The following is a 14563-nucleotide window of genomic DNA, read 5'->3' as shown; positions in this document are numbered from 1 at the left end:
TCGGGCGGTCACGGCGCCCCCGTGGCGCCCGTGCTGAGAGATGCCGCTCAGGGCGGTCGGGCGCCGACGGCCGGCGCGGCGCCGGTCAGACAGTCGAGTCCGGTTCTTCGCCCTCGACAGCGGGACCGCCCTCGACGACGTGCATGGCCGCCTCCTCGGCGCTCGACGCGCCTGCGTCGATGCCCTCGTCCCGGGCGATCAGTTCTTTGGTGGTGTCGGTACGGGCGCCCTCGTCCGGCGCCCTCAGTCGCCCGGCGCGGTCGGTCCCCACCTCGGGGTCCATCAGCTCTCCCTGCCCGCCGGGCAGGTCCCCCAGACCGTCCCCTTCGGGTTCCGCCACGTCCGGGACCTCCTGGGACAGCCTTTCGTCCAGGGTTTCGCCGGCATTCTGCTCCTCCGCCGTCGTGCCGTATTTGGTGACACCCAACGGCTTTTCGGGAGGGGAGTAGCCCTCGTCCAACATGTCGTCGTAGGTGCGCTCGTCCACGGCGTTCTGGAGGTCCAAGGGCGCCGCGTCCTCCTGCTCCTCATTGGTACCCGTGGGTTGATAGGCGTCGTCCGCCATCTGGTTCTCAGTCATCAGGCGCTCCTTTCGCCATGGCTGTGAGAGTTCTCAACCGTCCCCCGGCCGACCCCGCTACCGGTGCCGGCCTGGTGGTATCCCTCTCGGGCGCTTGCCGTGCCGGGCACGACGCGCTCCCGCGCCTGACTCTCCGAGCCGGAGTGGGCTCCCGGTTCCTCGCTGCTGCGGGCGCGCTCGTACGGGCTCCGCCGCGCGGCGGCGTCCGGTGTGCCCTCGGTCATCTCGGTGTCCTTCCGTCTCGATGACCCCGTGGGGCGGCTGCCCGCGAGAGGGCAGGCGAAACGGCGAAACAGCCGTGCGCGCCAGGCCGGCGGCACCCGGCCTGGCGGAGGCGAAGGCGTCGGGACTCTCAGGAGGGTTCTTTGCCTCGCCCGCTCATCGCGTCACGCAGGCGGTCGACGAGCCCGACCCCCGGGGCGAGAAGCTTGTTGGCGGGCGGCTTGTCCGGGGCGGACGGGTGTGGACGCGTGGGAGCCGTCTTCTTGGCCTGGCGCACTTTGTCGCCGAGCTTCTCCAGCATCTCCGTGGAACACGCCTGCCGCAGGCGAGGAAACAGATTGTTCTCCTCGTCGTTCACGTGGCTGCGGATCTCCGTCATCAGCTTCATGACGAGCTCGTCGAACCGGGGATGATCGGCGTCGCATCCCTCCAGTTCCTTCATGATGCGTTCCGCGGCGGCGTGATCCTCCAGTTCCTTGTCGGCCATGCTGTCGCCGTTCGGCACGTGCTTGCGTACGGCGGGGTACAGGTACGCCTCCTCGGCTACCGAATGCCGGACGAGTTCCATGGTGACCTGGTCGGCGTACATCTTTCTGCGGGCGTCACCGGAGGGCATTTCCTCGATGTTCGCGAAAAGTTCCTCGACCTCCTGGTGGTCGGTCATCAGCTCCGCGATCACGTCACCGCCGTGTCCCATGGGTAGCGCCTTTCTTTCGGAGGTTGCTGGCCACCCAGTGAATCGTGCGACGCGCACAGCAGCCTGGTTCCGCTCCGCTCAGCGTGTCGGCCGCACCTGCGCCAAAGGGGCGGTGACCTGCACCATTCCTCGGACTCGCGAGGCGAAACGACTGCTTCGTCTTCCTTTTCAGCCCCCCTCTTACTCCGAATTGCCCAACTGAACTGGGGACGAACGGACTGCGCCCCGGCCGTCGGCCGTCGGCGGGGGCACTGGGCCGGTCACTTGCCGGCCTCCCGTAGCCGACCCGCCGACGTGTTACGCGCGGGGGCGGCTGCCGACGAACCGAAGCCCAGTCCAGACCTTTTGCCATTCGTGTCGGCCTCATCGGGTGTCCGTGCCGGCGGGCGGCCGCGGGGTCAGGTCCCGGACCACCACGCGTTCGGTGCGCTTGTATGCGACAGACCGTAGAGTGCGAGCTATGGGAGACATGGCGGGAAGCAAGTAGGCGGCGTAATGGGCGGTGTCGGTACAGACGAGCAGCCCGAACCGTCCCGCCCCGGTCCGATCGCCGCCTCCTTCCTGCTCAACGAGTGGGAGAGGATCGCTGATGCCCGCCGCCTGGCCCGCTCGTTCCTCGACGAGGTGCAGATCCTCGACGGTCTGCCGGTTTCCGCCCGCGCCGTCGAAGTGGTGGAGTTGATCGTCAGCGAACTGGTGACCAACGCCCGCAAGTACGCGCCTGGCCCGAACCGGCTGACCCTTGAAGTGATCGGCGGCTGCCTCGAAGTGAGCGTCTGGGACAGCAACCCCACCCCGCCTGCCATCCTGCCCCCGGACCCCCTCCGGATCGGACAGCACGGCCTGGAAGTCGTCATCGCCTCAGCCAAGGGCTTCAAGATCTACCGGGAGCCCACCGGGAAACGGATCACTGCGGTCGTCCTGCTCGTCGATGCCCACCAGTGCACTCACGACCTGTAGCGACTACAAAACCATCCCCCCAAGCATCTGCCCGGGCCGCTGGTGCGGGCCCCGATATCCACGTCATGCAGACCTGCCGCCCGCGAGCTGCGGCATTGCGCCGGGCCGGGAGGGTCAGCTGCCCTCGGCAAGCCGGTCGGGCATCGTGACGTGGGTCACCTCTCGCGGCGCGTCGGCCGCCTAGACTGGTCGGTCACGAACGGGGCAGCGCGGCTCCGTACAGAACAGCTCGCCGCCGGTCCGCCGATCCCGGGGAGCTCGCCCCTGAGGACCGATCGCCCGTGTTCGCCGACCTGACTGCGCTCATAGCCTCATCCGCCCGCTGGCTCACGGCGGCCTACCAGCCCCCGACGGGGGCGCTCAGCCGCGCGCTGGCCGAGGCCCAGGCCCGCCAGGCCACCGCGCTCGCGGCAGCCCTGTGCTACCCGACCAGGATGGACGTCCAGCTGCTCCACCTGCTCGCCCCCAGCGGATCTCATCGGCTGGACTGGCTCACCGGATGCGAACCGCACGACGACGAAACCGACACCGCCTGGCGGACCTGGGTCGACGAAACCGTCGTCAGCTGGGCAGCCTGCCTCCTTGCCGAGCCTGCCCTGGCCACACGCGCCCACCAGGCCCTGGCGACCACCGAGCACCACACCGAAACCGGCAGCCTGCAACGATTGACCCACCCCAGCGCCCTCGACAGCGAAGCCGCCGCCCTGCTGCGCCACCCCGACCTTCTCGAAGGCATCGCCGTGCTGCACCGGCCCCAGCTCCTGCAACGATTGAACGCTCACGGCGCAGGACTCTCCTGATGGTCGGTGCTCACCGAACGTAACGTCGCGGTGGCCGCCCGGCCGGGCATGCACGTCCTGATTTCGGGGACACGCCGGGCATGAGTACCAACACACCGGATCCTGATCCCCGCACGAGTCCCGGTCTGGAACCGGGCGGCTCGGTGCCGCCCGGTGAGACCCCTCCCGCCGAGTCGAGCACCGCCTCCGGTGCCGGACCGTACCGCCCGCTCAAACGCGGCTGGTCCAAGGGGCCGCTCGCGATCATCGTGACCGTCGTGGCCCTCGTGGCGCTCTTCTTCCTCGTCTACGGGATCGTGCTGGCCATGTGACGACGCAAGTGCAGGCGTCGGAGGCGCAGTGACCGCCCTGAGCGGGTGTCTACCGGCCGGAATGGGCGCGGGGCTTGGGCCCTGACACAGACCCTGGCCGGCACTGCTCTACGGTCTCCACTCCTGGCGGCAACGAGGGCCGGAACCCCGGAACCTCGGCAGCGCGGGGCAGGCGCCTGCAGGGCCGAGCCCCCGCGGCGCACCTTCCCCTGAGTACGGGCGTCCGGTCAGGCCCTTCGTCCGTCCCGGGACAAGAGCAGCTGAGCCGAACGTGTTACGGGAGGGGGCCGCCGCCCTGATGGCTTCCGTATCCGCCGGGTGTGCGACTGGGCTGGGCCGGAGGGGGCAGGGGCACAACGGAGGGCGTCACACCCGGTACGCCCTGGGCTTTCGGAGCCGATCCATGCCCCTCCTCCCGATCCTGCACCTGGAGCTGAACGGTCCGGGTGCCGCAGCTGCTGCGAGGAGCGCAGCGCGCGGCTTCTTGGGGCCGTCCGACGCGGGCGACCGCGCGTTCGCGCCCGTCGCACGCGACACGGCCCTGCTGGTGATCAGCGAGCTGGTCACCAACGCCGTCCGGCACACGTCCGGAGGCTGCGTGCTGGAACTGCGCAGGACAACCGACGGCGGCCTGGACGTCGATGTCAGCGACACGAGCAGTGCCGATCCCCGGCCCCGAAACCCCGGTCCGCAGGGCGAAGGCGGATGGGGTTGGCACCTCGTCAACCGGCTCGGCACAGAGGTCTCCGTACGCCACCTCGGAGAGCAGGGCGGCAAGACCATCCACGTCCACCTGGGCGGTACCTAGACGTTCTCTCAGGTCTGGCAGGGCCGCCGCAACATGAAGGTGGAGACCGCTCCGGATCCGCAGATCGTCGATCCCACCTGCACAGCCCGGTTGTCATCACCTTGATCACAGCGTCACGGCAGCGGCGCGAGCCTGTTCGGAGGGCGGAAGGCGGGTAGATCACTGACTGCCGCTTCTGGTCGCCAGCAGCCGGCCGAGCGACCAGGTCGTGATCAGCCGGTCGGCGCCCAGGCCGATCCGCGCCGCGCGTGCGTAACCGGAGCTCTGCCAGTGCAGCTGTTCCGGGGCGTGGGCGTCGGTGTCCACGGCGAACCGGCAGCCCGCGGCGGCGGCCTGCACGAGCAGGTCGTCCGGGGGGTCCCGTCGTTCGGGCCGGCAGTTGATCTCCACCGCGGTACCCGCTTCCGCGCACGCGGCGAACACGGCCTCGGCGTCGAAGCGGGACTGCGGGCGCCCCCGACCGGTGATGATCCGTCCCGTGCAGTGCCCCAGGACGTCGACGCGCGGGTTGCGCACCGCAGCCAGCAGGCGGGCGGTCATCGGCTCAGGTTCCGAGCGGAGCTTGGAGTGCACAGACGCCACGACGATGTCGAGCCGTCCGAGCAGGTCTTCGTCCTGGTCGAGCGAGCCGTCCTCGAGGATGTCGCACTCGATGCCGGTGAGCAGCCGGAAGCCTGCGCCCATCCTGGAATTCACGGCGGCCACGGCCTCCAGCTGGCGTTTGAGGCGGTCCCGGCTCAGGCCGTGGGCGATCGTCAGCCGCGGCGAATGATCGGTCAGAACAGCCCATTGGTGGCCCAGGGCGCGGGCCGCCTCGGCCATGTCCTCGAGCGGGCTGCCGCCGTCCGACCAGTCGGAGTGCAGGTGGCAGTCCCCGGTACTCGCAGCCGCCAGGTCCCAGCCGGCACGGGCGTTCCGGTCGGCTTCGGCCTCCAGGCGGGCCAGGTAGCGCGGTACCGCGCCGGTCGATGCCTGGGCGATCACCTCCGCGGTGACCGGGCCCACCCCACGCAGCTGTCGGGCCTCGGCGGCGTCCACCGGACCCGATGGCAGGTCGCGGACGGCGTCGGCCGCCGTGTGGAAGGCCCGCACCCGGTACGGGGACGCGCCGCGCCATTCGAGGAGGAAGGCGATCCGACGCAGAGCTTCGTCCGGATCCATGCCTCCAGTGTCGGCCCGGGCTGTGTGCGACGGAGGTCGACGACTGCTGCGCCTCGGCGCCGAGTCGTCGTCCCGGCCACCAACGGAACGCCCTTGCAGAAGGTCAACCATCCTCCTCCTCTTCGGCGAGGCAGAACTGCGCCAGCCCGCAGCCCGCAGCCCGCAAGTCGGAGGCCATTTGCCGTGGCCACGCCGCCCCTGGCCTCGGCCGCCGAGGTTCACGGCTGCCGGATGGCGGCGACGGGAGCGGCGCCGGTGCGCGGAACCTCGGCCGGGCCGGTCACGCGTGAACCCGGGTACTTGCGGATGGCAGGCGAGGCGCTCCAGCTGGTGGACGAGCAGCTGATCTGCCGGATGCACGTCCACGTGGGCAGTCCCCGCGCGGACACCGGCGTGGCCGTGCTGAATCGGATCCGGCCGTGGCGACGTCGTGTACGCGCTCATGCAGCACATCGCGAGTGCTCCTCTCCCTTTTCCCAGGGACACGAGCCTGTTGATGCGTAGGTGAGGGAAGAGGGGGCAGGGGCCCAGTAAGAGTCTTCGATCCTCCGAGACGGGATGGCTGTGATGACTACCGCACGCGACATCATGACTCCGGAACCTGAATGCATCGATGCTGAATCCACCGTGCTGGAGGCGGCGCAGAAGCTGGCACGCCTTGATGTCGGTGCGCTGCCGATCTGCGGCACCGATCACAAGCTCAAGGGCATGCTCACCGACCGGGACATCGTCACCAAGGTCCTCGCTGTGGGTAAGGACCCGGCGAGCTGTAAGGCGGGCGAGCTTGCACAGGGCGAAGCCGTGACGATCGGCGCCGACGACGACGCCTCCGAGATCCTCCGCACCATGTCCGAGCACCATGTACGGCGGTTGCCAGTGATCGACGGCCACGACCTGGTCGGAATCGTCGCCCAGGCTGACGTGGCCCGCGCCCTGCCCGATCCCCAGGTCGGCGATCTCCTCGAAGCCATCTCCAGCTGACGGCTGCTGCCGCGAAGGACGCGCCGGCGGCTGAACGAAAGGAGTTTCGTGGCTCAGCAGTCCTGGCGGACGTACGCCATCGCTGCCGCCGCACTCATCACCGCAGTACTGCTCGTCCGCTGGGCCGCAATAGGCGTGGTCCGCGACGCTCATGCCGCCAGCACCGTTTGAGCACCCTGGCGACGGCGACTTACCCGCATCCCCGCATCCGCTCGGGCCTCGCTCTTCCCCTCGCAGTGCGGGGGAGTGGGCGGCCGCGAGGGCGGAAAGAGGCGTAAGCATGGGGACGCCCAAGACGTGGCCGGTCACCGAGGGCCGGTTCCGCCACCGCGGTGCCGAGCTCGTGTACGACGACGCAGGCGAAGGGCTCCTGGCGGTGTACGCGCACGGTGGGTTCACGAGCCAGGACGTCGAGCACCGGATGGACCTCTTCGACTGGGAGCCGGTCCTTCGGGCGGGCCGGCGCCTGGTCCGCTACGACGCACGCGGGCACGGCCGTTCCACCGGCCGGCCCGTCGACGAGGACTACACCTACGTCTCTCTCGCCGATGACCTGATGAGCTTGCTCGACCACCTGGAAGCCCGGGAGCCCGTCGACGCGATGGGCGCCTCGATGGGCTGCGGCACCTGCCTTCACGCCGCTGTCCGGCAGCCGGACCGCTTCTCCCGGCTGGTGCTGCTGCTCCCGCCGACCGCCTGGGCGACCCGGGAGGGGTATGCCCGGGCCAACCGGGCCGCCGCCGACACCATCGAGCGGCAAGGAGCCGAGCACTGGCTCGCTACCAGGGGTGAGGCGCACCGGCCCGCTGCGGCCGCCGACGTCCCGGAGTTCCCTCCTACGCCACCCGAACCGATCTTGCCCGCCGTTCTGCGCGGCCTGGCCCGATCCGACCTGCCCCCTACCACCGCGCTCGCCGCGCTGAAGTGCCCGGTACTGATCCTGACGTGGGCGGACGACCCCGGCCACCCCGTAACGACGGCGGCCACCCTGGCCCACTACCTACCGCGGAGCGAACTTCACATTGCCCGCACCCGCGCCGACGTGCAGACCTGGGGACTTCGTATCGCGAACTTCGTCACAGCCGAGTGAGCGCGCGGGAAGCGGCAGCGGGCTGACCAACACGGCATGCCTCGAAGCGCTCTTGGCCGGAACGGTGACCCTCACAACCGGGCCGGAGCGCGGTCAGAGGTGGCTTCGACTGCCGTGCGGCTGCGCCCACCGGCGGTGCAGGGCGGCGCGTGCCTCCGAGGGGAGGAGCCGGGTCACCGAATGCTGTGCCCTTGTGCGCAGAGATCCCGCAACCTTGCGTGATCTCCGGTCCATGAGCGCTCGGTAGCCCTGGCGCGCCACCAGCGCGGGATCATCCTTCTTCGCTCGCCCCAGGCGGGTGTCGAGCAGACCCGCACGCACGAAGAACCGGGTATCAGTGGCACCGGGCATCAACGCGGTGACAGATACGCCGGAATCCCTCACCTCGCTGTGAAGGGCTTCTGCGAAGGACTCCAGGAAGGCCTTGGAGGCGTTGTAGACCGCGTGGTACGGCCCGGGAATCTCGGCGGCCACGGACGTGACGATGAGTATGCGCCCCTCGCCCCGCCGGGCCATGTCGCTGAGCAGCTGGTGAGTCAGGTGGACGGTCGAGAAGACATTGACGTCGAGGACGCGGGCCAGATCCGGGAGGGCGGTTTCCAGGAAGGGGCCGCCATGGCCGACCCCCGCGTTCAGGACGGCGGCGCTCGCCGTCCGGCCGAGGGCGCGGAGCTCCGCGAGCAAGGTCTCCGCGCCGTCGGCGGCCGCCAGGTCGACGCGGGCCGAGTGGACCCGCGTGCCGTAGGGCTGCAACCGGGCCACCGCCTCGTCGAGGAGTTCGTCATCGGCTGTGACGAACACGTCGTATCCGTGGCGGACGAACTCCCGGGCCAGCTCGAATCCGATGCCGCTCGAGGCGCCGGTGATCACGGCAAGGGGGTGCGAGGTCTTGTCCATGGCATTCTGCGCCTCTCTTACGGTGCACCGACAGGTCGGCCGTCCCACGGGCATTCATTGATCGCCGCAGTGGCAGCGCCTTGGGGCGGCGCTTCCTACACGGAGGCGTCTGTCGGGAGTCCCTTCACAGAGCGGCTGCCCGGCGGTCTGCGTTTCAAGCGCTGCCGGGCAGCGGACCGGCTGCCGTCGGCGAGGAGGAGGCAAGGGCGGCCCTGATGTGTGGAGCGGCGACATCTGACGCCGCCGAGCACCGCCACGGGCCGTACGGCGTCGGCTCGCGCGGTATGTGCAGCCGTGCCGATATGGCGTGCGCGGGTCAGGCCCGGTGCCCACCCGTTGGGGGCAGCACCGCCGGGGCGACCCCCCTTTCGGCGGCGGGTCCGTCGGCATCCCGGTGTGGTGTCGCGTCAGGTTGGTCGGCCGTGCTGGCGAGGGCCGCGCCTGTGGCGCGTGCGGATTCCGTGGCTTCTCGCAGGGTGCGGCGCAGGAGCCGGGTGGGGGCGGTACGGCGGTCCTGGCCTTCGCCCTGGAGGAGTTCATCGGTGAAGTCCACAAGCCGCCGGGGCTGGTGCTGCCAGTTGTAGGCGAAGAAGGCGATGCCCCGGGACCGGGTGTCCCGGGCGAGGCCGAGCAGGTGGTGGAGGCCGACGACGTCGAGGAAGGACAGGTGGCGCATGTCGCACGCCACCGCCGCGACGTCTTGGTCGAGGGCCGTCTGCACCGCGTTCAGGGCCTGGCCGGAGTCCGCGTCCAGCTCTCCGACGGGGGTGACGACCATGGTCGCACCGTAGCGTCTGATGTGGATTTCGCATTCGCTTCGCATGGTGCCTCGCCTCGCCCGAAAGCCGGGTGGACCCTTTCCATATTCGTCCCGCGCCCGACTCGCCCGCAACCATGGGCGGCCCTACTACGCTCTCGGACGGTCCCGCGTGTGGGGGATGTGACGACGTAAACGTGGCGCGGCCCCTCGAGCCACGCTGACACGGAGCGTGACACCTCACTCACAACCCGGCGGCCGCAGCCGCTCACCTACGACGATCTCCGGAGCGCCAGGCATCTTCCGCTGCCGGCCGCTGGAACGGAACCGTCAGCTCACCCCCTCGAACTGTCCCCGCAGCCGGCGCATGGGAATCGGACCACCAGGTGGATCACCACCGGGCTGGCGCCCACGACGTGCCCGCGTGGTGGGCGGGCCGTCCCGCGTCGTAGCGGGCTGCGGGGGGGAGGAACCCCAGCCGACGCACGGCTGGGGTTCCCCGAGGCGGTGGGGTATCGGTCAGCAGAAGGAGCTGCCCGGGCCGTGTACCGCTCGTCTGCGGGTCGGCAGGCCACCCCGAATCGCGATCACCGTGGATCGGGCGGGTCAGCGCTGCAGGGTGAGGACACCCGGCCGGTACGGCAGTTGGTCATAGGGGCCGCCCGCGGTGGGGGACTTGCCCTGGTAGAGAAACTGCAGGTTGCAGGGGTCGACGGTCATGGTCTGGTCGGGGTTGCTGCGGACCAGGTCACCGTGGCTGATGTCGTTGGTCCAGGTGGCACCGCTGTTGGCCTTGCCCGCGAAGGGGTTGCTTTCGCTGCCGGCCTGCGCGGTCCACGAACCGCTCAGGCTGGAGGCCGTGAACGAGCGGAAGTAGCGCCCCTTCGCACCCCTCGCCTCAACGATCATGAGGTACTGGTTCTGGCCCTGAACCTTGTAGACCTGCGGGGCCTCGAACAGGTTGTCCGTCGAGTCGCTCATGACCGTCGTGTACGACGAGCCGAAGTTGCCCGGGAAGTTCCCGATCGGCATGCTCGCCCGGTAGATCTTGCCGTTGTCACCGGCGAAGAACAGGTACATGTTCTGGCCGTCAGCGATCAGGGTCTGGTCGATCGGGCCGGTGGGGGAGTTGGGGATGCTGCCGGTGAACAGTGGCTGCGGCGAGGACCAGCCGTTGGGGTTGGTGGGGTCGCTCGACGTGCGGTAGATGAAGGGCCACGAACCCCACTGGTACGCCAGCACCCAGATGTTCTTGGGTGCGAAGTAGAAGAGCGTGGGCGCCACCGCGGCCTGGCTCATCCCGCTCTGGCCGGCCGACGCCATGTCCGGCCAGTTCGTGAAGGGGCTGAACATCATCGAGCCGTACGACGATCCCGACGTGTTCGACGCGTAGACCAGGTGCTTGCCGTTGTACACCACGCTGGTGAAGTCCTTCACCGAGCCCCACCCGTTCTTCGGCTGCGCCAGCGCACCCGTCGACGTCCACCGGTACGTCGACGGAAGGGCACACGTGCCGCCCGTCGGCGCGGGCGTCGTCGGGGTCGACGCCCCGGACAGGCCGGTCCACTTCTGGTTGGTGCCGGACCAGCAGGAGTACAGCTGGATCTTGGTGCGGTTGGCGGTGGCCGCGCCGACGGCGTCGAGGCACAACCCGGACTGGACGCCGGCGATCGTGCCGTTGGTGTTGATGTTCCATTGCTGTCCGGCGCCGCCGTCGCAGTCCCCGATGACCACCGCGGTGCCGTTGCCGGTGCCCTTGGACTTGGCCTCCAGGCACTTGTTGCCGTAGATCATCAGCTGCTTGCCGGAGGTGTAGGTCCAGCGCTGGTTGGTCTGTCCGTGGCAGTCCCACAGCTGCGCCTGGGTGCCGTTGACTGTGGTGGAGCCGTTGATGTCTATACAACGACCGGAGGGGACGCCCTTGATCGCTCCGGTACCCGTCCCGCCGGTGGTACCGGCGGCGGCCTTGAGGGCGTTCACGACGGCGGTGTAGGCGGCCTTCGGTTTGCCGTTGTTGTCGAACAGCAGCGGGCTGTCGCTGCTGCGCCAGGAGTCGCTGTCACGGATGCCCCATACCGTGATGCCGGTGCACCGGGCCACGGACAGGCAGGCTTTGACCGTGTTGGCGTAGTGGGTGGACGACGCCCGGGCGATGTCCAGTTCGGTGATCTGGACGTCAACGCCCAGGGCGGCGAAGTTGGACAAGGTGGTCTGGAAGCTGGACGGCGGGCCGTCGGCGCCGAAGTGGCTCTGGAACCCGACGCAATCGATCGGCACGCCGCGCGACTTGAAGTCCTTGACCATGCTGTAGACGCCCTGGGTCTTGGCGTCCGACCAGTTCTCGATGTTGTAGTCGTTGTAGCAGAGCTTGGCCGAGGAGTCGGCCGCCCGGGCGGTGCGGAACGCTTCCTCGATGAAGCCGTTGCCCAGCACGTTCTGGAACACCGAGCTGCGGTGCTGGGTGGAGCCGTCGGCGAACGCCTCGTTGACCACGTCCCAGGCATAGATCTTGCCCTTGTAGTGGGTCATCTCGGTGGTGATGTGGGTGTTCATCACGCTGCGCAGCGTGTTCGCGTCGCCGATGGAGCTGACCCAGGACGGCAGCTGCGAGTGCCAGACCGTGGTGTGGCCGCGCATGCGCTGGCCGTGTGCCAGGGCGCGGTTGACGATCTGATCGGCGGGGCCGAAGTTGAAATTGCCGCGGGACGGTTCGATGGCGTCCCACTTCATCTCGTTCTCCGGGGTGATCATGTTGAACTCCCGGTCCGCGATCGCGGCGTACGTCGGGTCGCCGAGCCTGCCCGCGGCCACGGCGGTGCCGAAGTACCTGCCCGACGGGGCCGCCTCCGTACCCAGGTTGGCGGCTCCGGCGGAGCCGGGGAGGAGCGTCACGACACCGGCCACCAGCGCCGCGGCCGACAGTCCGATCGTCCATGTCCGGCGACGCCGGCCGAGCCGGTGCAGCCCCTTCATGATTCTCCTCGGGGGTCGCGGGTCACCCTGGGTGCCGTGATCGTGCGCGCATCGGCCGGTACGGCCTGATCCGCCTCGCGGTGGGTGCGGTGCAGGACGTGAGACCGTTCCTGCATACCGGTCGCCCGGGGGTCGTGGGTGTGTTGCGTCATGGAAGCGGCTTTCTTCAGGAGATACGTCAACGGCAAGGCCGGGGAACCTGCCACGCCGGCACCCGTGGTGAGCGGCGAGAAAGGAACCCCACGATATGGAGGCCTCCGAACCCGCGGTCTCGTAACGAAAAAGTCGCGCCGTCCGGACGATTGCCCGGTGATGCATCTCGCAGGCAAAAAGTGTTATGCCCAGCCCCGCCGTCCGGCCGTCCCCTGGGGAAAAGGCGCGCCGTCCTGATCACAGCGAAGGCCTGGGGAGTGGTACCGGTCAGCGGTCGTAGTGATCCGTCTTCAGGCCGTCACGGCGAGGCAGCCGTCGATGAATGCGGATCGGAGCTGGGTTCGGCGCAGCACTCGGCTCACTGCCGGGTTGAAAGCGCCGTGGTGAGGACCATGGTGGCGCACGATCACCAGCGGTCACTGCGCGAGTCGGTCCAACATGCTAAGGAGCGGTCGCCCAGGCCCTGCGCATGATGAAGGAAGCCTGGCCGGCGAAGGCCCGGGTGCCGTCGGATCCATCGAGCCAGATGCCGCCGTCGCGGTGGCGGAGGACCGATCCGGGATAGTTGTGCGCGTGCAGGGTCACCGACCCGGCGACCGCCCCGGGGCTCGGACAGAAGGTGGCGTCTTCACGGAACAGTTCGCTGCCGTCGTTGGTGCTCAGCTGTAGCCGCAGGTCACGATGGCGCAGATAGCGGCCGTCGGCGGCGCGGAAGGTGACGCACCGAGTGTCGGCCAGCCCCCCGATGACCATGAAGGTGACACGCTGCCGTGCCTGCGCGCTGCTGGACGCGGACACTCGGCCGAGCGTCGCGAAGTCGCCCGCATAAGTGAGGTACAGGGCGGGGTCGGCCACGGACTCCAGTGACTGTGCGCCCAGCGGAACAGTGCCCGCTGCGGCGGACGGACTCACCGGGGATGGTCCAGCCGACGCGGTGGACCGCGACGGGTTCGGCGTGGGATCTCCGGCCGTGGGAGCGGCGATGACGCCGGGCACCCGGTGCACCGGTTCGGGCCAGGCCGCGTAGGTGGCGGTCCCGGCGATGAGCACCGCGCCGGTGGCGAGGCCCATCAGCTGATGAGCGGTCACCGCGTGGAGTTTGCCGATCAGCGAGCTGTGCAGACCGCTTCCTCCCGTCGCCGAGCCGACGGCGACGTGTGCCGTGGCCGGCCCGGCGGCGCTCGCAGCCGTGCCCGACAGCAGGCCCTTGGCGGCCAGCGCGCCGATGAGTCCGGCCGGGACGGCCAGCGGCGCGAGGCTGAGGAGCAGCAGTTCGGCCGGAACCCGTTCTGCCGTCGTCGCCGTGCAGACCGTACAACCGCGGGTGTGCCGCGCGATCCGCTTGCGCCACACCGATGCAGGGAGACCGTCCCAGCCGACGACGGTCTCGTTCAACTCCGGACAGCGCGGGTCGGCCTCCAGCGCGGCGACGATCGTCCGGCTCAGTTCCAGCTGCTCGCGCATGCGCTGCAGACGTACTCCGACGTGGGCGACCGTGAGACCCATCGCGGCGGCGATGTCGTCACGGCTCAGCGAGCCGGCGCCTTCCTGCCACCACAGCGACAGCAGCACCCGATGGTCCGGGTCGAGCCACCGGCGGGCTTCGACAACCTGACGGCGCTCGTCCGACACATGCAGACGCAGGATCGTCGCGTCCTCAGGTTCGGCGCCGGCGTCCGGTATCCGGAGTGCCTCGTCGATGACCGTCGTCCGGTCGGCGAAGGCGCGTTGCCGCTGCCAGTGGGCATTGATCTGGCGGAGCGTGATCGACACCAGCCAGGACCGGAAGCTCTCCGGGGAACGCAGGGCAGGCAGGTCGCGCACCACGCGCAGCAGGGTTTCCTGGACGACGTCGTCGACGTCGGCATGTCCGCTCAGCGCTCGCCCGACGATGTTGTAGAGCAACGGCAGGTACGCGGCGATCAGCTTCTCGCGCGCCCGATCGTCACCGGCCTGCGCCGCGACGACCAGCCCCGCGTGGTCCGTGTTCATGAGCCCCCTTCCCCCCTCCCTCAGGGGAGCGATCCGCCGAGTACGGCGCCACACCTGTGCCTCGGATTTTCAACCGGGCTGGGCGATCTGACGACAAGTGAGGAGAAGGTGCTCCTGAGCTGCACGGATTCGAGTGTCTAGGCCGGATCCGCACAAGAACAGGTGCACCTTCTCGGTGAGC

At 69.4% G+C, this 14563-nt stretch carries 15 protein-coding genes; 8 read left to right on the top strand and 7 right to left on the bottom strand.

Translation table 11 applies throughout. The annotated features are described in order from the left end of the window. Positions 1–85: 85 nt before the first annotated feature. Both IF09_RS0111915 and IF09_RS0111905 read right to left on the bottom strand, forming a co-directional pair. Positions 86–580 (bottom strand): DUF5709 domain-containing protein, encoded by a 495-nt coding sequence (locus IF09_RS0111915; protein WP_030294730.1) that lies wholly within the window; start codon positions 578–580, stop codon positions 86–88. Between the two features lie 352 nt (positions 581–932). Next, the gene (locus tag IF09_RS0111905) at positions 933–1499 is read right to left on the bottom strand and encodes a hemerythrin domain-containing protein (protein WP_030294728.1); all 567 of its coding nucleotides are present in this window, start codon (positions 1497–1499) and stop codon (positions 933–935) included. Positions 1500–1994: 495 nt separating this feature from the next. On the opposite strand from IF09_RS0111905, the gene IF09_RS0111900 reads away from it, so the two are divergent. From IF09_RS0111900 to IF09_RS0111885, 4 genes are all read left to right on the top strand, one after another. Then, the gene (locus IF09_RS0111900) at positions 1995–2459 is read left to right on the top strand and encodes an ATP-binding protein (RefSeq protein WP_030294726.1); all 465 of its coding nucleotides are present in this window, start codon (positions 1995–1997) and stop codon (positions 2457–2459) included. Positions 2460–2740: 281 nt separating this feature from the next. Next, a complete protein-coding gene (locus IF09_RS0111895) occupies positions 2741–3259 on the top strand; it encodes a hypothetical protein (protein ID WP_030294724.1) in 519 nt (172 codons plus the stop codon). An 80-nt stretch (positions 3260–3339) separates the two neighbouring features. Next, on the top strand, positions 3340–3570 hold the full coding sequence (locus tag IF09_RS0111890; protein WP_030294722.1) for a DUF6480 family protein: 231 nt from the start codon (positions 3340–3342) through the stop codon (positions 3568–3570). A 403-nt stretch (positions 3571–3973) separates the two neighbouring features. Beyond that, positions 3974–4378 (top strand): ATP-binding protein, encoded by a 405-nt coding sequence (locus IF09_RS0111885; protein ID WP_037634636.1) that lies wholly within the window; start codon positions 3974–3976, stop codon positions 4376–4378. Between the two features lie 159 nt (positions 4379–4537). On the opposite strand, the gene IF09_RS0111880 is transcribed toward IF09_RS0111885, so the two are convergent. Continuing rightward, positions 4538–5539: a PHP domain-containing protein gene (locus IF09_RS0111880; protein ID WP_030294718.1), complete on the bottom strand. Its 1002-nt coding sequence runs from the start codon at positions 5537–5539 to the stop codon at positions 4538–4540. Here IF09_RS0111880 and IF09_RS48455 point away from each other — a divergent pair. From IF09_RS48455 to IF09_RS0111865, 4 genes are all read left to right on the top strand, one after another. After that, positions 5456–6043 carry a glutamate-cysteine ligase family protein gene (locus tag IF09_RS48455; protein ID WP_418953039.1) on the top strand — a complete coding sequence of 196 codons (588 nt, stop codon included), beginning with the start codon at positions 5456–5458 and terminating at the stop codon, positions 6041–6043. The two genes, IF09_RS0111880 and IF09_RS48455, sit on opposite strands and share 84 nt — an antisense overlap. Before the next feature lie 63 nt (positions 6044–6106). Further along, positions 6107–6520 (top strand): CBS domain-containing protein, encoded by a 414-nt coding sequence (locus IF09_RS0111870; protein WP_030294716.1) that lies wholly within the window; start codon positions 6107–6109, stop codon positions 6518–6520. Positions 6521–6568: 48 nt separating this feature from the next. Then, positions 6569–6691, top strand: a complete 123-nt coding sequence (locus IF09_RS47895; RefSeq protein WP_267882142.1) for a hypothetical protein — start codon at positions 6569–6571, stop codon at positions 6689–6691. A 109-nt stretch (positions 6692–6800) separates the two neighbouring features. Continuing rightward, positions 6801–7610 (top strand): alpha/beta fold hydrolase, encoded by an 810-nt coding sequence (locus tag IF09_RS0111865; protein WP_030294714.1) that lies wholly within the window; start codon positions 6801–6803, stop codon positions 7608–7610. Between the two features lie 93 nt (positions 7611–7703). On the opposite strand, the gene IF09_RS0111860 is transcribed toward IF09_RS0111865, so the two are convergent. The 4 genes from IF09_RS0111860 to IF09_RS0111845 form a co-directional block, all read right to left on the bottom strand. Further along, positions 7704–8507, bottom strand: coding sequence for an SDR family NAD(P)-dependent oxidoreductase (locus IF09_RS0111860; protein ID WP_030294712.1), 804 nt, complete (start codon positions 8505–8507; stop codon positions 7704–7706). Between the two features lie 316 nt (positions 8508–8823). Beyond that, a complete protein-coding gene (locus IF09_RS0111855; protein ID WP_106975035.1) occupies positions 8824–9330 on the bottom strand; it encodes an STAS domain-containing protein in 507 nt (168 codons plus the stop codon). Positions 9331–9870: 540 nt separating this feature from the next. Next, complete coding sequence (locus IF09_RS0111850) at positions 9871–12237, bottom strand: non-reducing end alpha-L-arabinofuranosidase family hydrolase (RefSeq protein WP_030294708.1); 2367 nt, start codon at positions 12235–12237, stop codon at positions 9871–9873. 594 nt (positions 12238–12831) lie between these two features. Beyond that, complete coding sequence (locus IF09_RS0111845; RefSeq protein WP_030294707.1) at positions 12832–14382, bottom strand: sigma-70 family RNA polymerase sigma factor; 1551 nt, start codon at positions 14380–14382, stop codon at positions 12832–12834. Between the last annotated feature and the right edge of the window lie 181 nt (positions 14383–14563).

The organism is Streptomyces katrae (assembly GCF_000717655.1).
In the GTDB taxonomy this organism is placed as follows: domain Bacteria; phylum Actinomycetota; class Actinomycetes; order Streptomycetales; family Streptomycetaceae; genus Streptomyces; species Streptomyces katrae_B.
Note: the sequence above shows the minus strand (reverse complement) of the source record. Positions and strands in the feature narration are given on the sequence as shown.